We start from the raw sequence: 16,831 nt of genomic DNA on the forward strand, positions 1-16,831 counted from the left end.
TTCCAACGTTCAGGAGGAGCCGTGGCCAATCTCGCGAAGAGGCCAGACGGCAAGTGGCGGGCCCGCTACAGAGACGAGCAGGGCCGCCAGCACGCAAAGCACTTCCGCCTCAAGAAGGAGGCGGAGGACTGGCTCGCCGACGTCGCCGTGTCAGTCAAGTCGGGGACCTACGTAGACCCCGCCCGCGCCAAGCTCACCGTCGCGCAGTGGTGCACAGAGTGGATCGAGGCGTACAGCGGCCGACCCTCCACGATCCGACAGGCGCGCACCCACCTCGCGCGGATCGAGAAGGGGCTCGGCAAGCACCGCCTGAGCGCCCTCCGGCCGTCACACGTGAAGGCGTGGATCAAGCAGCTGCAGGACGAGCCGCTCGAACCGTCCTACGTCTACGCCCTGCACGCCCGCCTCGCGCAGCTGATGACCGACGCCGTGCACGACGGCCTCGTGCCACGGTCCCCGTGCTCCCGCCGCACGGCACCGCCGGCGGGCCGCCAGCGCACGTTCATCGCCACGACCGAGCAGATGTGGGCACTCCACGACGCCATGCCCGAGCGATACCGGGCCGCGGTGCTGCTCGGTGCGTTCGCCGGCCTCCGCGACGCCGAGGTGTGCGGGATCCGGAAGGACGACGTCGCCTGGCTCGAGTACGTGATCCGGCCGGCGGTGCAGTACCCCGAGGACCCGCTCAAGACGGAGGAGTCGAAGACGCCCATCCCCGTCGCGCGCGAGCTCGTCGACCAGCTCGCCGCCCACCTGGCCGCCCACCCCTCCGACACCTGGATCCTCACGGACGACCTCGGGCAGCAGGTCGGGCCGTGGAAGCTACAGCGCGCGGTCCGCACGGCGCGCAAGCGGGCCAACCTGCCCGCCGAGTTCCGCTTCCACGACCTCCGGCACTACTACGCCTCGCTGCTGATCTCCGACGGCGCGGACGTGAAGGTCGTGCAGGCGCGCCTGCGGCACAGCTCGGCGAAGACCACCCTCGACACCTACGCGCACCTGTGGCCCGACACCGACGAGGCCACGCGAACCGCCACCGCCGGCGTGCTCCGCGCGCGCATCGCCGCGAGCGCCGAGGAGGCCGTAGGGGAGTAGGGCTGCGAGCCCGCAGCACGAAGACGCCAGGAGCCCCGCCCCCTCATCGGGGGGCGGGGCTCCTGGCGTTGTGCTGGGGACCGTTTGGGGACCGGCAGGGTCCCCGGGGTGGTCCCGGTGCAGGTCAGAGACCTACGGGGCCTAGATGTCGTAGTAGAGCTCGAACTCGTGCGGGTGCGGGCGCAGACGGATCGGGTCGATCTCGTTGGTGCGCTTGTAGTCGATCCAGGTGGCGATGAGGTCCTCGGAGAAGACGTCACCCTGCGTGAGGAACTCGTGGTCGCGCTCGAGGTTGTCGAGGGCCTCCTCGAGGGACGCGGGCACCTGGGCGATCTGCGCGTGCTCCTCGGGGGGCAGCTCGTACAGGTCCTTGTCGATCGGCGCCGGCGGCTCGATGCGGTTCTTGATGCCGTCGATGCCCGCGAGGAGCTGCGCGGCGAACGCGAGGTAGGGGTTAGCCGTCGGGTCGGGCACGCGGAACTCGACGCGCTTGGCCTTCGGGGACGAGCCGGTCACCGGGATGCGGATGCACGCGGAGCGGTTGCGGGCCGAGTAGACCAGGTTGACGGGGGCCTCGTAGCCCGGCACCAGGCGACGGTAGGAGTTCACCGACGGGTTGGTGAAGGCGAGCAGCGACGGCGCGTGCTTGAGCAGGCCGCCGATGTACCAGCGGGCCGTGTCGGACAGGCCGCCGTAGCCCTTCTCGTCGTAGAACAGCGGCTCGCCGTTCAGCCACAGCGACTGGTGGGAGTGCATGCCCGAGCCGTTGTCGCCGAAGATCGGCTTCGGCATGAAGGTGACGGTCTTGCCGTGCTGCCAGGCGACGTTCTTGATGACGTACTTGAACTTCATCAGGTCGTCGGCCGAGTGCAGCAGGGTGTTGAACCGGTAGTTGATCTCCTGCTGGCCGGCGGTGCCCACCTCGTGGTGCGCGCGCTCGACGTCGAGGCCCACCTCGGCGAGGACGGCGCACATCTCGTCGCGCAGGTCGGCGAACTGGTCGTTGGGGGAGACGGGGAAGTAGCCGCCCTTGTACCGGGTCTTGTACCCGAGGTTGCCGCCCTCCTCCTCGCGCCCCGTGTTCCACGCCGCCTCGACGGAGTCGAGGTGGTAGTAGGACTCGTGCTGGTTCGTCGAGAAACGCACGTCGTCGAAGACGTAGAACTCGGCCTCGGGGGCGAAGAACGCCGTGTCCGCGATGCCGGTCGACTTGAGGTACGCCTCCGCCTTCGCGGCGATGGTGCGCGGGTCACGGGCGTACGGCTCGTCGGTGAACGGGTCGACGATCGAGAAGTTCACGATGAGCGTCTTGCGCTTGCGGAACGGGTCGAGGTACGCCGTCGTGACGTCCGGGACCAGCTTCATGTCCGACTCGTGGATGGCCTGGAAGCCGCGGATCGACGAGCCGTCGAACATGAGGCCCTCGGTGAAGGAGTCCTCGGAGAACTGCTCCACGGGGATGTTGAAGTGCTGCATCACGCCCGGCAGGTCGATGAAGCGGACGTCGATGAACTCCACCCCCTCGCGACGGGTGAAGGCGATGGCCTCCTCGGCGTTCGTGAACATGCATGCACTCCTTGCCTGGATGGTGCCGTTCGGTCGGGGCCGCCGGACGGTTCCGAAGGACGGGCGCGGCGGCTCGGGGGCCTGCCGCTCGACGACCACGACCGTAGGGCGGCGGCGTTTCTCCGGCATGGCGCCTTTGTTTCGAACAGGTTACGGGGGTCGCGCCCCCGGCGCCGCGTAGCCTGGAGCCATGGCATCGCCGGAGGACATCTCACGAGAAGACGTCGGGTCGTGGCTCGAGGGCGGACGCCGGGACGACGCCGGGTCTGCCGGCCGGCTGGGGCTCCCGGAGACCGGCCCGGGGTCGCTGGCGCGGCTGGGGCGCCGGGCCGTGGCCCTCCTCGTCGACTGGGCGGTGGCGACGCTCATCGCCTACCTGGTGACGACGCCGGCGACGTTCGCCGAGCTGAACTCGTGGGTCACCCTGGGCGTCTTCGCGCTCGAGAACGTGCTGCTGGTCAGCACCGCCGGCTTCACCATCGGCCACCGGCTGCTGGGCATGCAGGTCCGCACTCTCGGCGCCCCGGAGGGGATGGCGAACGGGTTCGTGCGGGGTCTCGTCCGCTCGCTGCTGCTGTGCCTGGTCATCCCCGCCGTCGTCTGGGACCGCGACGGCCGCGGCCTGCACGACCGCGCCGCGGGCACCGTCCTCGTGCGCCGCTGAGGTCGTCCGCAGGTCGCCCGCACGAAGAACGACCCACCCGGCGCGACGCCGACCCTCGGTGGGTCGGTGTCGCGGAGGGTGGGTCGATCTCGTGGTCGAGCTCCCGATGCGGATCAGCGGCCGCGGAGGCCCTTGCGGTCCGGGCGGGCGCGCATCGGGTCGACGCCCTTGGGGATCGGCAGGCGGGCGCCGCCGAGCGCCTTGAGGCGCTTGCTGACCTGGTCGGCCTCGGGCTTGGTGAGGGAGCGCTTGAGCTTCTGCACCTGGCGGGCGACCTTGGGCAGGGGGGTCTGCCCGTCCTCGTTGCCGCACTGGATCAGCGTGATCGGCACGTTCGGCACGACGCGCGCCACCTTGCGGCGCTCGTCCTCCAGCAGTCGCTGGACGCGGTGCGACGGGCCCTCGCTGACGAGGACGATGCCCGGGCGGCCGACGCCGCGGAAGACGAAGTCCTGGGTGCGCGGGTTGATCGCGACCGGCTCGTCGTCGAAGGTCCAGCCGCCGCGGACCGTGCCGAGAGCGGCGCGGGCAGCGCCGGGCTGGCCCTCGATCTGCGTGTACGCGGCCCGCTCCGCCTTGCGGGTCAGGACGAACATCGAGCCCAGCATCGCGAACGGGATGCCGAGGACGACGATGTACAGGATCTTGAAGCCGGTCGGCACGTTCAGGAGCAGCACCACGGCGGCGACGACCGCGAGGATCCCGACGAACACGCCCAGCAGCAGCCACGTCACCGTGGGGTCCTGCTTGCGCGTCATCTGGTACGCGGCCCACACCTGGTGGTACCAGCGCTGCTTCTTGGGCTTCTTCTGCTTACCGGTGGCGTCGGCGGGCGCGCCGGCGTCGGACTTGGTGCGGGCCATGGTCGTCAAGTCTAGTGCGCTCGGGGGGCCAGGAGGCTCGCGGCCTCCTGGCGCGACGTCGTCGGCTCCGCGAGGTGTGCCAGCGACTCCGGGATCGGCAGGCCGCGGCGGGTCATCGCCTGGCCCCACAGGCGGCCGGCGCGGTACGACGAGCGGACGAGCGGGCCGGCCATGACGCCCAGGAAGCCCATCTCCTCGGCCGCCTCGGACAGCTCGACGAACTCCTCCGGGCGCACCCAGCGGTCCACCGGGTGGTGGCGCAGGGACGGGCGCAGGTACTGGGTGATCGTGATGAGGTCGCAGCCGGCGTCGTGCAGGTCCTGCAGCGCCTCGCGGGCCTCGTCGATCGTCTCGCCCATACCGAGGATGAGGTTCGACTTGGTGACCAGGCCGGCCTCGCGCGCCCGGGTGAGCACGGACAGCGAGCGCTCGTAGCGGAACGCGGGGCGGATCTGCTTGAAGATGCGCGGCACCGTCTCGACGTTGTGCGCCATGACCTCGGGCCGCGACTCGTTGACGACGTCGAGCAGCTCCGGGATGGCGTTGAAGTCGGGGATGAGCAGCTCGACGCCGGTGCCCGGGTTGAGGGCGTGGATCTGGCGCACGGTCTCCGCGTACAGCCAGGCGCCGCCGTCGGCCAGGTCGTCGCGCGCGACGCCGGTGATCGTCGAGTACTTCAGGCCCATCGTCCGCACGGACTCCGCCACGCGGCGCGGCTCGTCGGCGTCGAAGTCGGCCGGCTTGCCCGTGTCGATCTGGCAGAAGTCGCAGCGGCGGGTGCACTGGTCACCGCCGATGAGGAACGTGGCCTCGCGGTCCTCCCAGCACTCGAAGATGTTGGGACAGCCGGCCTCCTCGCACACCGTGTGCAGTCCCTCGCCCTTGACCAGGCCCTTCAGCTCCCGGTACTCGGGACCCATCGTGGCCTTCGTCTTGATCCACTCGGGCTTCTTCTCGATGGGGGTGGCGGCGTTGCGGGCCTCGATGCGGAGCATGCGGCGGCCTTCAGGTGCGATCGTCACGGGTGTCTCCCGGTCGTCGTCGAGCAGGTGGACGTCCGGCGGGACTGGCCTGTGCGGACCCTGACCGCCGGACCTCGTCAGAGTACGTGAGCGGCGCGCCCCGGCGCCGCGACCTGCTCACCGTGTGGACGTGACCTCAGCAACACCCGCCGGCGCGGCCCCTGACGCGGGGGCGGCGCGCAGCGGGTCGAGGTGGCGGGCGAGCGCGTCGACCAGCGGCGCGCGCACGTCGTCGAGGGTGACGTCGCGCCCGGTCTCGATCGACAGCGAGGTGACGTCGGCGTCCGTGATGCCGCACGGCACGATGTGGTCGAACCGGCTGAGGTCGGGGTCGCAGTTGAGGGCGATGCCGTGCATCGTCACGCCCTTGGCGGTGCGCACGCCGATGGCGCACACCTTGCGCTCGCGGCGCCCCGCGTCGGCGGCGAACCAGACTCCGGTGCGGTCCTCGACGCGGATCGTCCGGAGGCCGAACCCGGCACAGACCTCCATCACCGCCTCCTCGAGCGCCCGCACGTAGGCGACGACGTCGATCGGCTCGGCGAGGCGCAGGATCGGGTAGACGACCTGCTGCCCCGGGCCGTGCCAGGTGATCTTGCCGCCCCGGTCGACGTCGACCACGGGGGTGCCGTCCGTGGGGCGCTCGTCGCGGTGGGTGCGGCGCCCCGCCGTGTAGACGTCGGGGTGCTCGACGACGATCAGGGTGTCCGGCCGGTCGCCGGCGACGACGTCGGCGTGCACGCGGCGCTGGAGCTCCCACGCCTCGTGGTAGTCGGTCAGTCCGGGCAGCGTCATCACGTCCACCCGGCCGAGGCTAGCCCTCGTCGGCCTCGCGTTGGGCGCGGACGAGGGTGACGAGCATCTCACGCAGGCTCGCGACCTGGTCGTCGTCGAGCCCTCGGGAGGTGAGGTCCTCGGCGGGCTGGAGGCGACCCGCCTCGGCGGCCGCCCTCCGGCCCGCGTCGGTGACGGCGACGGTCCGCCGCCGGCGGTCGCGGGGGTCCTCACCGCGGACGACATAGCCGGCGCGCTCCAGCCGGGCGACGACCTTGCTCATCGTCTGCTCGGTGACCCCGTTGAGGTCGGCCAGCTCGCGCTGCGTGCGGGGGCCGGCGAAGAGGTGCAGCAGCACCGGGAAGCCCGCGTGGTTGAGGTTCCAGCCCGCGAGGTGGGCGTTCCAGTCGTGCTCGATGCGGCGCACCACGGTGAACAGCAGCCGGCCCGTGGGCCACTGGGCGGGGTCGTCGCTCGTCGGGTCGACGGGGTCGGGCCAGCCGGGGGCGTCGGACGGGGGCGTGTCGTCGGGCACGTCGCGGGTCACTTGCTGCGCACCTCCTCGTGAGGCAGGATACTCAGCATGCTGAGTAATCGCGGATCGGGACTTCTCCGGGGCCTCGCCATTCTGGCAGCGATCGGGGTGTGGCTCGCCATCGGTGCGATCGGTGGCCAGGCCCAGGGCCAGCTGAGCGGCGTTCAGACGAACGATGCCGCGGCCTTCCTGCCCGCGAGCGCGGAATCCACGCAGGCTTCCGAGCTCGCCCGTGAGTTCACCGACTCCGAGACGCTCCCGGCGCTCGTCGTGGCCGAGACCTCGGACGGGTCGGCCCTGACGAACGACCAGCTCGCCGCCGTCCAGGCCTTCGCCGATGCGATCCCCGACGCCCCGCTCGAGGGCACCTCCGGCGACGAGCCGCGCACCGTCGGCGACGTGAGCGTCGCCGAGCCCGTCGTCGTCCCCTCCGAGGACGGCCAGGCCGCCCTCGTGGTGGTCTCCCTGGACGCCGCGCAGGCGTCCGAGGACGTCGGCGAGGACGAGTCCAGCGTCTCGGAGCTCGCCGTCGACGCGCTGCGCACGCTCGCTACCGCCGGCACCGCCGACGGCGGGCTCGCCGGCACCGGTCTGGACGCGTGGGTCACCGGGCCCGCGGGCTTCGTGGCGGACCTCGTGAGCGCGTTCGGCGCCATCGACACCGTGCTGCTGCTCGTCGCGCTCGGCGCCGTCCTGGTCATCCTGGCGCTCGTGTACCGGTCGCCGGTGCTGCCGTTCGTCGTGATCCTCACCGCCGTGCTGGCACTCTGCCTTGCCGGCCTGGTCGTGTACGAGCTCGCGGCGAACGACGTGCTGACCCTCAACGGGCAGTCGCAGGGGATCCTGTCGATCCTCGTGGTGGGCGCGTCGGTCGACTACGCCCTGCTCCTGGTCGCCCGGTACCGCGAGGAGCTGCGCACCACGGTGTCCCCGTACACGGCGATGCGCCGCGCCGTGCGCGCGTCGGTCGAACCGATCGCCGCCAGCGCGGGCACGGTGATCGTCGGTCTGCTGTGCCTGCTGCTGTCCGACCTGTCCTCCAACCGCAGCCTCGGGCCCGTCGCCGCGATCGGGATCGCCGCCGCGTTCCTGTCGGCGATGACGCTGCTGCCCGCCATGCTGCTCGTGGGCGGGCGCCGTGCCCGCTGGGTGTTCTGGCCGAAGGTCCCGCACGCCGTGGGTCGGCACTCCGCCTCGTCCGACGCCTCGACCGACGTCGTCGTGCCCACCCCGGTGCCCGACGACGACACGCACGTCGACGTCGCGGGCCACGGCGTGTGGTCGCGCGTCGCGGGCTTCGTGGGCCGCCACGACCGGGCGGTGTGGGTGGTCACCGCCGTCGTGCTGGCCGCGGGCGCGGCCTTCGTCCCGACGCTCGACGCCGAGGGGACGGGGGACTCGGAGGTGTTCCTCACGCAGGTGGACTCGGTCGACGGCGAGGCGGCCCTCACCCGGCACTTCGAGGGCGTGTCCGCGCAGCCGGCGACCGTCGTGGCGCCCGAGGAGGACGCCCGCGCCGTCGTCGACGCCGCCGAGGCGACCGACGGCGTGGCCGCGGCGACCGTCGTCACGGACCAGCCCGCCACGGCTCCGGGCGCACCGGCGCAGGGCGACCCCCTGGTCGTGGACGGCCGGGTCCGCGTGGACGTCACCACCGAGGCCCCGTCCGACAGCCAGGCCGCCGTCGAGACCGTGTCCGCGCTGCGCACCGCGGTGCACGACGTGAGCCCCGAGGCCCTCGTGGGCGGCGCGGCCGCCGAGCGGCTCGACACCCAGGTGGCGGGGGAGCGCGACCTGCGGACCATCGTGCCGGTGGTGCTCGCCGTGATCCTCGTGATCCTCGTGCTGCTGCTGCGCTCGGTGCTGGCGGCGGTGCTCCTGATGGCGGCGAACGTGCTGTCGTTCGGGTTCGCCCTCGGGGTCGCGGCGCTGATGTTCAACCACGTCTTCGACTTCCCGGGCGCCGACCCGGCGGTGCCGCTCTACGCCTTCTGCTTCCTCGTCGCGCTCGGCGTGGACTACTCGATCTTCCTCATGACCCGGGTGCGCGAGGAGAGCCTGCGCGTCGGGACGCGGCGGGGCGTGCTGCGCGGGCTGGCGGTGACCGGGTCGGTCATCACGTCGGCGGGCGTGGTGCTCGCGGCCACGTTCGCCGCGCTCGGCGTCATCCCGCTCCTGTTCCTCGCGCAGCTCGCGTTCATCGTCGCGTTCGGCGTGCTCGTCGACACACTCGTCGTGCGCAGCCTCCTCGTGCCCGCCCTCGTGCACGACGTCGGCGACCGGGTCTGGTGGCCCGCGCGGCTGGGGCGCGGCGCGGAGGCGGGGGTCACCCCGTTGAGTCGATGAGCTCCAGGAGGTGCCGGGCGGCGTCGCGGATCTCCGTGTGGTCGTACTGCCCGGCGCGGCTCTCGAGCGACACGACCGCGCAGCGGTGGACCTTCGAGAGGTCGCCGTAGGGGAACGACACCGCCTGCTTCGTCTCCGGGTTCTCGTCGTCGTCGACGCCGAGGTGCCAGTGCCGGAACTCCGTCCAGCCCTCGCGCTCGACGAAGCGGTTCTCCGCGTCCGTGCTCGGTGCGTGCTCGCTCCAGTCGTCGCGCTCGTCGCGCACCACCTTGCCGTCGCGGACCAGCGCCCTCGCCTGCTCGAGGCCGGGCCGGTTCAGTCGCGTGGCCATCGTCTGCTCCCTTCCGCTCGACGGGGCCCGTCCGCAGGGCCTCCCTCCGGTCTACGGGAGCCTCCGGATGCCGGCAACCGGCGGTCCCGCGTGGCCCGGCGGCCGTGCGCCGCGGCGTCGGGCACGATGGGGACCATGGTCACGGACGAGGCGACAGGGACGGGCACGACCGGCGGGGCTGGGGCACCGCCGCGGCTGGCGATCGTCGGGTACGGCGGGTCGGGGCGCGAGATCCACGCGCGCCTGGCGGCGGAGGCGGGACTGCAGGTCACGGCCGTCGTGGCGCGCGACCCCGGGCGCCGCAACCAGGCGGCGGGGGACTGGCCGGGCGCGCGGCTCGTGTCCGACCTCGACGCGCTGATCGCCGCCCGGCGCAGCTACGACCTCGTCGTCGTCGCGAGCCCCACACCCCTGCACGCCGAGCACGCGGCGGCGCTCGCACGCGCCCAGATCCCCTTCGTGCTGGACAAGCCGATCGGGCTCGACGCGCACCAGGCGCGGGCCGTCGTCGAGGAGGCCGCCACCACCGGGACGCCGTTCACCGTGTTCCAGAACCGCCGCTGGGACCCCGAGCAGCTCACCCTCGCGGCCTTGATCGGCGCGGGGGAGCTCGGCGACGTGCACACCTTCGAGCGTCGCTGGGAGCGCTGGCGTCCCGTGCCGCGCCAGCGCTGGAAGGAGAACGACCCCGTCGGCGGTGGCCTGCTCCTGGACCTCGGCCCGCACCTGGTCGACTCCGCGACCCAGCTCTTCGGCCGCGTGGAGTCGGTCTGGGCGCAGACCCGCAGGCTCACCACGCCCACCGAGGACGACGTCTTCCTGGTGCTGCAGCACGAGCCCGGCGGCGGGAGCGCGGCCAGCCCGCACGGGGTCGTGTCCCGGCTCTGGGCCGGCTCGGTGGTGGGCGCCCCCGGGCCGCGGACGCGCGTGCTGGGCTCGGCGGGCGCGTTCGTCGTGACGACGTACGAGCAGGACGCGTCCCCGTTCGAGGTGCTCGACGAGGGCGCCCCCGAGGGCACGGTCGGCTGGGTCACCCGCGGGCGCGAGAAGCGCCCGGTGCCGGCCGCTCCCGGCGGGCACGCGGACTTCTACCGGGCCCTCGGGCCGTGGCTGAGCGGCGAGGAGCCCGCACCCGTGGACCCGGCCGACGCCGTGCGCACCGCGGAGGTGCTCGACGCCGCCCGCGTCTCCGCGCGCGAGGGGCGACGCATCGACCTGTGAGCGCTGACCTGTGAGCGCCGCCCTCGGCGGGAGCGAGCTCTGAGCCGCTCGTCGAGGCCTGCCCCGGCCTGTGGACGACGGCGCGGGCGGGGCGTCCCGAGGGTGTTCGATGGCATCGTGCCGACCGAGACGCTGCCGATCCCGACCGATGCCGCGGCCCGCGAGGCCCTGCTCGCCCGGGTGAGCGCGCTGCCCGCGCTGCGCCACCCGTGCGTGGAGCCCGTGGTCGCCGTGGACGTGCGCGACGACGGCGTGCTGGCAGTGCGCCGCGGCGGGTCCGCGACCGATCTCCCGTCCGTCCTCGCCGTCCGCGGTCGCCTCACGTCGCGGGAGGCCGCGGGCCTGCTGGTTGCCGTCGCGCGGGGGCTCGCAGCCCTGCACAGCGCGGGGCTGCGGCAGGGCGTCATGGGCGCCGAGGACGTCGTGCTGGACCCGGGCGGCACGGCGATGCTGCGCCCGCGGGCCGGGGACCCCGGGCCGCAGGCCGCAGGCGACGACGGCGAGGCGGCCGACGTGCACGCCCTCGCCGCCCTGGTCGCCGACCTCCTCGGCGACCGCAGCGACGACGACGCGACCGCCCTGCGTGCCGTGCTCGCGCCGGCCTCCGCGCCCGACCCCCGGGTGCGGCCCGAGGCCGGGACCCTCGCCGCCCAGGCCGACGCGACGGTGCCGGCCGAGCCGGTGCGCCTGCCCGAGCCGGCGGCCCTCGCGGCGGCGGCCCTCGGCCGGCGGCACGTCCCGCGGGCCCCTGTAGCCGCGCCCGAGTCGCGCCGTCGTGCCGTCCGCCGCGCGGGGGACAGGGCGAACGCCGCGCCGTCCCGCGCGAGCCGGCGCCTCCCGGCAGGACGGCGGGCGACGGGACAGGGCGGGACGAGACCGGGCGGGACGGGTCGTGCGAAAGGTTCGGGTGCGGGCGGGAAGCGCGGCGAGGTCCGGCACGCGACGGGCCCACGGCCGGGCGCCCGACGCGTGCGCCCGGTGCTGGGAGCGCTCGGTGCCGTCGCGGTCGCGGCGGTGCTGACGGCCGTCGTCGTGCAGGTGCGCCCGCCGGCCGACGCCGTCGACCGGGCCGCAGCACCGACCGTCGGGACGACCGTGTCGGCCACCCCGGCGACAACCCCGCCGGGGGACGGTGCGACGGGCGCGGCGGACCCGACCCAGGACCGCGACGACCCCGCCGCCGCGGCGGCCGAGCTCACCCGGCGCCGGGTCGCGCTGCTGTCCGGCGCGGCGGACGGCGCAGCGAGCCCGGTCGGGCTCGCGGACGTGGACGTGCCGGGGTCGCCCGCGCACGACGCGGACGCGGCGCTGGTCGACGACGTGCGGCAGGCGGGCACGCGCGTGCGCGGCGCGGAGGTGACCGTCGACGAGGCACGCGCGCAGGAGCGTGACGACGCGGCCGCGGAGGTCGTCGTCCGCTACGCGGTCGGCGCGCACGAGCAGGTGGCGGCCGACGGGACCGTCACGGCGGTGCCCGCGACCGACCCCCGCACCGCGACGCTCAGGCTCACCTGGACCCCCGGCGGCTGGCGCGTGGCCGAGGTCGCCTGACCGAACTCCACCCCGCACGCTCGATCGCTCCCGGGGAACGCCGAAGGGCGCCCCGGCCGCAGCCGGGGCGCCCTTCGACGTCGGTCAGGGGGTGCCTGTCAGAGCCCGACCTCGGACTCGAACGCGGCCTCCTCGATGCGGGCCTTGACCGCGGTGAGGAAGCGCGCGGCGTCCGCTCCGTCGACCAGGCGGTGGTCGTAGGAGAGGAACAGGTACGCGAACTGGCGGATGGCGATGGTCTCCTCGCCGTCCGGGCCCGTCACGACGGCCGGCTTCTTGGTGATCGTGCCGGTGCCGAGGATCGCGACCTGACCGCCAGGGACGATCGGCGTGTCGATGAGCGCGCCGCCCGAACCGGTGTTCGTGATCGTGAAGGTCGCGCCGGACAGCTCGTCCGGGCCCACCTTGTTGGCCCGGGTGCGGGCACCCAGGTCGCCGATCTGGCGGGCGATGCCCGCGAGGTTCAGGTCACCGGCGTTCTTGATGACCGGGACCACCAGGCCACGCTCGGTGTCGACGGCGATGCCGACGTTCTCCGCGGGGTGGTAGGTGATCTCGCCCTTCTCCTGGTCGATCGAGGCGTTGATCTTCGGGAACGCCTTGAGCGCCTCGACCGCGGCGAGCGTGTAGAAGGGCAGGAAGGTGAGGTTCGCGCCCTCGCGGGCCTTGAACGACTCCTTCGCCTTCGCGCGCAGCTTGGCGACCTTGGTGACGTCCACCTCGACCACGGTGGTGAGCTGGGCCTGCGTGTGCAGCGACTCGACCATGCGCTCGGCGACGATCTTGCGCAGGCGCGACATCTTCTCCGTGGTGCCCCGCAGCGGGGAGACCGGCGGCACGGTGGCCTTGGCGGCCGGGGCCGCAGCGGGTGCGGCGGCAGCAGCCGGAGCCGGGGCGGCGGCCTTCTCGGCCGCGGCGAGCACGTCCTCCTTGCGGATGCGACCGCCGACGCCGGTGCCCTGGACGGTCGTGACGTCCACGCCCTTCTCCGCCGCGAGCTTGCGCACGAGCGGCGTGAGGTAGGAGCCCTTGCTCGCCGCGGGCGCGGCGGCCGGGGCAGCAGGAGCCGGGGCAGCGGCAGGGGCGGCAGGGGCCGCCGGAGCCGGGGCGGGCTTCTCCGCGACGGGCGCCGGGGCGGGCGCAGCAGGCGCGGCAGCAGCAGCCGGAGCGGCCGGAGCAGCCTCGGCGGGGGCCGGCGCGGCGGGCGCGGCCGGGGCCGCGGGAGCCGCGGCACCGGAGCCGACGATCGCCAGCACGGCGCCGACCTCGACGGTGGCGTCCTCCTCGACGAGGAGCTGCTGGACGGTGCCGGCCACGGGGGACGGGATCTCGGTGTCGACCTTGTCGGTCGAGACCTCGAGCAGGGGCTCGTCGACCTCGACCGAGTCGCCGACCGCCTTGAGCCAGCGGGTGACGGTGCCCTCGGTGACGGACTCGCCCAGTGCGGGGAGCGTCACCTCGGTGCCCTCGCCGCCGCCGGCGGCGGGAGCCTCGGCGGCGGGAGCAGCAGGGGCCGGTGCCTCGGGAGCCGGGGCCGGCTCGGCGGGGGCGGCGGGCTGGGCGGGGGCCTCGGGCTCGGCGGCGGGGGCCTCGGCGGCCGGGGCCGCGTCGGCGGCGCCCGCACCGGAGCCGTCGCCGATCACGGCGAGGGTGGCGCCGACCTCGACGGTCTCGTCCTCCTCGGCCAGGATCTGCTCGAGCACACCGGCGACCGGCGACGGGATCTCGGTGTCGACCTTGTCGGTCGAGACCTCCAGCAAGGGCTCGTCGACGGCGACGGTGTCGCCGACGGCCTTGAGCCATCGGGTGACGGTGCCCTCGGTGACGGACTCGCCGAGTGCAGGGAGCTGCACGTTCTCAGACATGACCTGTGGAGTCTCCTTCGATCAGTGGGTCAGGCGACGTGCCGAGGCGAGCCGGTCCTGCCGGCCCGCGACATCTCTGGTTGCCGCGTTCTGGTCACTGCCTGCCATCTTGTCACCTCGGGAGGGCGCGCCCCAATCGTTCTGGGGTGCCGGTGGGTGTGACGCTGGGTACACCTGACCGCTCCATGACCTTCAGGACACCTCCGGTCCGTCTCCAGAACATCGCGCCGACGGCGGCGGTAGTCTCGCGCCATGTCGCTTCGGACCTCCCTGGGACGCCTGCTGGGCAGGTCGTCGTCCCCGGCCCCCGGCACCGCGCCGACCTCCGGCTCGAGGGGCGAGACCGTGGCGTACCTGCAGGACTTCGTGCGCACGCGCGTCGGGGTCGAGGCGTACGTCGAGCCGCCCAACGCGCAGACCCCCTCCACGGTGCTGCTCGTCGCCACCACGGGGGAGTGGACGCGCCGCCGCGTGCCCGACGAGCGCACGGGCTTCGAGGTCGCGCGCTCCCTCGGCGTCCCGGTCTACAACGTGCGGTTCACCGGGTACCCGCAGCGCATGCGGGACTGGACCTCGGCGCAGCGTCGCCGGAGCTGACGGCGCGTGACCGAGCCGCACGACGCGTGGTCGGCCGTGGCCGCCGCATGGGCCGACCTGTGGGGCGGCGTCGCGGCACCGGTCTGGCCCCCGCTGCTGGCGGCGGCCGGGGTCGCGCCCGGGGCGCGCGTGCTCGACGTCGGCTGCGGCAGCGGCGAGCTCCTCGCCCGGCTCGCCGGCGGCGGGGCGCGGGCCACGGGGGTCGACCCGGCCCCGGCGATGGTGCGCCTGGCCCGCGAGCGGGCCCCGGAGGCGACGGTGCTCGTCGGAGAGGCGGAGCACCTGCCCCTCGACGACGGCGCGTTCGACGTCGTGCTGGCGGTGAACGCCCTGCAGCTCGCCGACGACCTGGGCGAGGCCGCGGCCGAGCTGGCCCGCGTTCTCGCGCCGGGCGGCCGGGTGGGGCTGGCCGGATGGGCCGAGGGGGCGCGCAACGACCTCGACGTCGTCGAGCGGGCCGTCGCGGCGGCGTACGAGGACGACCCGCCGCACGACGGGCCGCTGCGCCGGCCGGGCGGCTTCGAGGCCACGCTCGCCGGCGCCGGGCTCGAGGTCGTGGGAGCGGGCGTCGTCGACGTCGCGTGGGAGACCGCCGCCGACGACACCCTGGCGCACGGCGTCCTGCTCGGGGAGGACCCGGCCACCCTGGCGGAGCTGGCCCCGGTGGTGGTCGCCGCCGCGGCGCCGTTCCGGACGCCGGACGGCGGCTACCGCCTCGCGGGCGCGTTCCGCTGGGCCGTGGGGCCGCGCTGCCTGAGCCGGTCGGGTCGAGGGCGACGGCGGCGACGGCAGCGACGACGACGGACGACGACGGCGCCCGACCACCGTGGTGGTCGGGCGCCGTCGTCGTGCGCAGGCAGGTCAGAGACCGGCGCGCGCCTCGAGGAACGCGAGCATCGTGCGCACGCCGACGCCGGTGCCGCCGGTGGGCGTGTACCCGAACGACGAGCCCTCGTTGTACGACGGGCCGGCGATGTCGAGGTGCGCCCACGGGGTGTCGCCCACGAACTCCGCGAGGAAGTGCGCAGCGAACAGCATGCCGCCCCAGCGGCTGGGGGCGGAGTTGACCATGTCCGCGACGTTCGACTTCAGGCCGGCCTTGAGCTCGGCGGGCATCGGCATCGGCCAGAAGGCCTCGCCGGCGACGTCCGCCGCGGCCTTGACCTCGTCGCGCACCGCGTCGGTGCCCATGACGCCGGAGGTGCGGTTGCCGAGCGCCACCATCTGCGCGCCGGTGAGGGTCGCGATGTCGAGGACGACGTCGTGGCCGTCCTCGACGGCGGCGACCAGGCCGTCCGCCATGACGAGGCGGCCCTCGGCGTCGGTGTTGGTGACCTCGACGGTCTTGCCGCCGCGGATCGTGACGACGTCCGCGGGGCGCTGGGCGTTGCCGCCCGGCATGTTCTCCGCCAGGCAGAGGTAGCCGGTCACGGCGACGGGCAGGCCGAGCTTCGCGGCGGCGAGGACGGTGTGCAGCACGGCGGCGGCGCCCGCCATGTCGGACTTCATGGTCGGCATGCTGGCCGGCGGCTTGAGCGAGATGCCGCCGGTGTCGAACGTGATGCCCTTGCCCACGATCGCGACCTTCGCCGCGGCCTTGGCCGGCGCGTACGAGAGCTTGACGAGGCGGGGGCCGCGCGAGGAGCCCTGGCCCACGCCCACGAGGCCGCCGTAGCCGCCGGCGGCGAGCTGCTTGTCGTCCAGCACGGTCACCTTGACGCCCTTGACACCCTTGAGCGCGGCCTTGGCCGCGTCGGCGAACGCCGCGGGGTAGAGCTCGTTGGGAGCGTCGTTGACGAGGTCGCGGGTGCCGTGCACGGCGGCCGCGAGCACCTCGCCGCGCGCGACGGCGGACTTGGCGCGGCCCGAGCGGGCGAAGGTCGTCACCACCTGGATGCTGCCGACGGCGGACTTCTGGTCCTTGCCCGAGCGGTAGCGCGTGTAGGTGTAGGCGCCCAGGAGAGCACCCTCGACGACGGCGGCGAGCTCGTCCTCGTCCACCGCGGGCAGCGCGACGGCCACGGAGTCCGTGCCCGCGAGCTCGCGGGTCGCGGCGCCGGCCGCGGAGCGCAGCACCTCGCGCGGGAAGGTGCCGTCGGCCGCGCGCTCGCCGAGGCCGGCGAGCACGAGGACGTCCGCGGCGACGCCGTCGCCCGCGGGCAGGCGACGCACCTCGTCGGGGGCGCCGGTCACGCCGAGGCGGGGCGCGAGGGTCTCGATCTGCCGCACGAGCGACTCGGGGAGCTGGTCCGCGACGACGGCGACGCCGTCGGACGTGGAGCAGGTCCCGACGACGAGCGCGTCGACCTTGAGAGCGGTGGGATTCTTGCCGGAGAGGGTGAGGTCTGCCACGCGCCGATGCTATCCCCGTCCCCGGGGGCCTACCGCCCGCGTCGCGGCG

At 74.2% G+C, this 16,831-nt stretch carries 14 protein-coding genes and 1 pseudogene; 7 read left to right on the forward strand and 8 right to left on the reverse strand.

Features of this window, described 5'->3' with window-relative positions:
- Nucleotides 1-21 precede the first annotated feature (21 nt).
- Entirely contained in the window at nt 22-1,095 is a 1,074-nt protein-coding gene (locus tag ACWF41_RS04595; RefSeq protein WP_380322759.1) for a site-specific integrase, read from the forward strand.
- 141 nt (nt 1,096-1,236) lie between these two features.
- On the opposite strand, the gene glnA is transcribed toward ACWF41_RS04595, so the two are convergent.
- Nucleotides 1,237-2,661, reverse strand: coding sequence for a type I glutamate--ammonia ligase (glnA, locus tag ACWF41_RS04600; RefSeq protein ID WP_380324767.1), 1,425 nt, complete (start codon nt 2,659-2,661; stop codon nt 1,237-1,239).
- A 190-nt stretch (nt 2,662-2,851) separates the two neighbouring features.
- Here glnA and ACWF41_RS04605 point away from each other — a divergent pair, with 190 nt between their 5' ends.
- Entirely contained in the window at nt 2,852-3,325 is a 474-nt protein-coding gene (locus tag ACWF41_RS04605; RefSeq protein WP_380324764.1) for an RDD family protein, read from the forward strand.
- Nucleotides 3,326-3,438: 113 nt separating this feature from the next.
- On the opposite strand, the gene ACWF41_RS04610 is transcribed toward ACWF41_RS04605, so the two are convergent.
- The 4 genes from ACWF41_RS04610 to ACWF41_RS04625 all read right to left on the reverse strand — a co-directional run bounded on the left by ACWF41_RS04610 (nt 3,439) and on the right by ACWF41_RS04625 (nt 6,531).
- On the reverse strand, nt 3,439-4,188 hold the full coding sequence (locus ACWF41_RS04610; RefSeq protein WP_380324762.1) for a DUF4191 domain-containing protein: 750 nt from the start codon (nt 4,186-4,188) through the stop codon (nt 3,439-3,441).
- 11 nt (nt 4,189-4,199) lie between these two features.
- Nucleotides 4,200-5,210 (reverse strand): lipoyl synthase, encoded by a 1,011-nt coding sequence (lipA, locus tag ACWF41_RS04615; protein WP_380324759.1) that lies wholly within the window; start codon nt 5,208-5,210, stop codon nt 4,200-4,202.
- A 117-nt stretch (nt 5,211-5,327) separates the two neighbouring features.
- Nucleotides 5,328-6,005 (reverse strand): lipoyl(octanoyl) transferase LipB, encoded by a 678-nt coding sequence (gene lipB, locus ACWF41_RS04620; protein ID WP_380324770.1) that lies wholly within the window; start codon nt 6,003-6,005, stop codon nt 5,328-5,330.
- Between the two features lie 19 nt (nt 6,006-6,024).
- Nucleotides 6,025-6,531, reverse strand: coding sequence for a MarR family winged helix-turn-helix transcriptional regulator (locus ACWF41_RS04625; protein ID WP_380324756.1), 507 nt, complete (start codon nt 6,529-6,531; stop codon nt 6,025-6,027).
- 36 nt (nt 6,532-6,567) lie between these two features.
- Here ACWF41_RS04625 and ACWF41_RS04630 point away from each other — a divergent pair, with 36 nt between their 5' ends.
- A complete protein-coding gene (locus tag ACWF41_RS04630; protein ID WP_380324753.1) occupies nt 6,568-8,865 on the forward strand; it encodes an MMPL family transporter in 2,298 nt (765 codons plus the stop codon).
- On the opposite strand, the gene ACWF41_RS04635 is transcribed toward ACWF41_RS04630, so the two are convergent.
- Complete coding sequence (locus ACWF41_RS04635; RefSeq protein WP_380324750.1) at nt 8,846-9,196, reverse strand: hypothetical protein; 351 nt, start codon at nt 9,194-9,196, stop codon at nt 8,846-8,848. The genes ACWF41_RS04630 and ACWF41_RS04635 overlap by 20 nt on opposite strands.
- Before the next feature lie 135 nt (nt 9,197-9,331).
- On the opposite strand from ACWF41_RS04635, the gene ACWF41_RS04640 reads away from it, so the two are divergent.
- Nucleotides 9,332-10,417 (forward strand): Gfo/Idh/MocA family protein, encoded by a 1,086-nt coding sequence (locus ACWF41_RS04640; protein ID WP_380324747.1) that lies wholly within the window; start codon nt 9,332-9,334, stop codon nt 10,415-10,417.
- Nucleotides 10,418-10,534: 117 nt separating this feature from the next.
- Nucleotides 10,535-11,968, forward strand: a complete 1,434-nt coding sequence (locus ACWF41_RS04645) for a hypothetical protein (protein ID WP_380324744.1) — start codon at nt 10,535-10,537, stop codon at nt 11,966-11,968.
- Nucleotides 11,969-12,066: 98 nt separating this feature from the next.
- Here ACWF41_RS04645 and sucB read toward each other — a convergent pair whose 3' ends face one another.
- Nucleotides 12,067-13,833 (reverse strand): 2-oxoglutarate dehydrogenase, E2 component, dihydrolipoamide succinyltransferase, encoded by a 1,767-nt coding sequence (gene sucB, locus ACWF41_RS04650; RefSeq protein WP_380326982.1) that lies wholly within the window; start codon nt 13,831-13,833, stop codon nt 12,067-12,069.
- A 252-nt stretch (nt 13,834-14,085) separates the two neighbouring features.
- On the opposite strand from sucB, the gene ACWF41_RS04655 reads away from it, so the two are divergent.
- Together ACWF41_RS04655 and ACWF41_RS04660 are read left to right on the forward strand one after the other, a co-directional pair.
- Nucleotides 14,086-14,430 (forward strand): oxidoreductase, encoded by a 345-nt coding sequence (locus ACWF41_RS04655; protein ID WP_380326979.1) that lies wholly within the window; start codon nt 14,086-14,088, stop codon nt 14,428-14,430.
- A 36-nt stretch (nt 14,431-14,466) separates the two neighbouring features.
- Nucleotides 14,467-14,847: pseudogene (locus tag ACWF41_RS04660) on the forward strand (class I SAM-dependent methyltransferase); the annotation flags it as partial.
- Nucleotides 14,848-15,291: 444 nt separating this feature from the next.
- On the opposite strand, the gene ACWF41_RS04665 reads toward ACWF41_RS04660, so the two are convergent.
- Nucleotides 15,292-16,782, reverse strand: a complete 1,491-nt coding sequence (locus ACWF41_RS04665) for a leucyl aminopeptidase (RefSeq protein WP_380319838.1) — start codon at nt 16,780-16,782, stop codon at nt 15,292-15,294.
- Nucleotides 16,783-16,831 lie beyond the last annotated feature (49 nt).

The organism is Isoptericola sp. NPDC055063, from assembly GCF_053608125.1.

What these genes read in the sequence shown, in the direction of transcription:
- sucB (WP_380326982.1), bottom strand. Translation starts at nt 13,833, where the DNA reads ATGTCTGAGAACGTGCAGCTCCCTGCACTCGGCGAGTCCGTCACCGAG.
- ACWF41_RS04610 (WP_380324762.1), bottom strand. Translation starts at nt 4,188, where the DNA reads ATGGCCCGCACCAAGTCCGACGCCGGCGCGCCCGCCGACGCCACCGGT.
- ACWF41_RS04635 (WP_380324750.1), bottom strand. Translation starts at nt 9,196, where the DNA reads ATGGCCACGCGACTGAACCGGCCCGGCCTCGAGCAGGCGAGGGCGCTG.
- ACWF41_RS04630 (WP_380324753.1), top strand. Translation starts at nt 6,568, where the DNA reads ATGCTGAGTAATCGCGGATCGGGACTTCTCCGGGGCCTCGCCATTCTG.
- glnA (WP_380324767.1), bottom strand. Translation starts at nt 2,661, where the DNA reads ATGTTCACGAACGCCGAGGAGGCCATCGCCTTCACCCGTCGCGAGGGG.
- ACWF41_RS04655 (WP_380326979.1), top strand. Translation starts at nt 14,086, where the DNA reads ATGTCGCTTCGGACCTCCCTGGGACGCCTGCTGGGCAGGTCGTCGTCC.
- lipB (WP_380324770.1), bottom strand. Translation starts at nt 6,005, where the DNA reads ATGACGCTGCCCGGACTGACCGACTACCACGAGGCGTGGGAGCTCCAG.
- ACWF41_RS04640 (WP_380324747.1), top strand. Translation starts at nt 9,332, where the DNA reads ATGGTCACGGACGAGGCGACAGGGACGGGCACGACCGGCGGGGCTGGG.
- ACWF41_RS04605 (WP_380324764.1), top strand. Translation starts at nt 2,852, where the DNA reads ATGGCATCGCCGGAGGACATCTCACGAGAAGACGTCGGGTCGTGGCTC.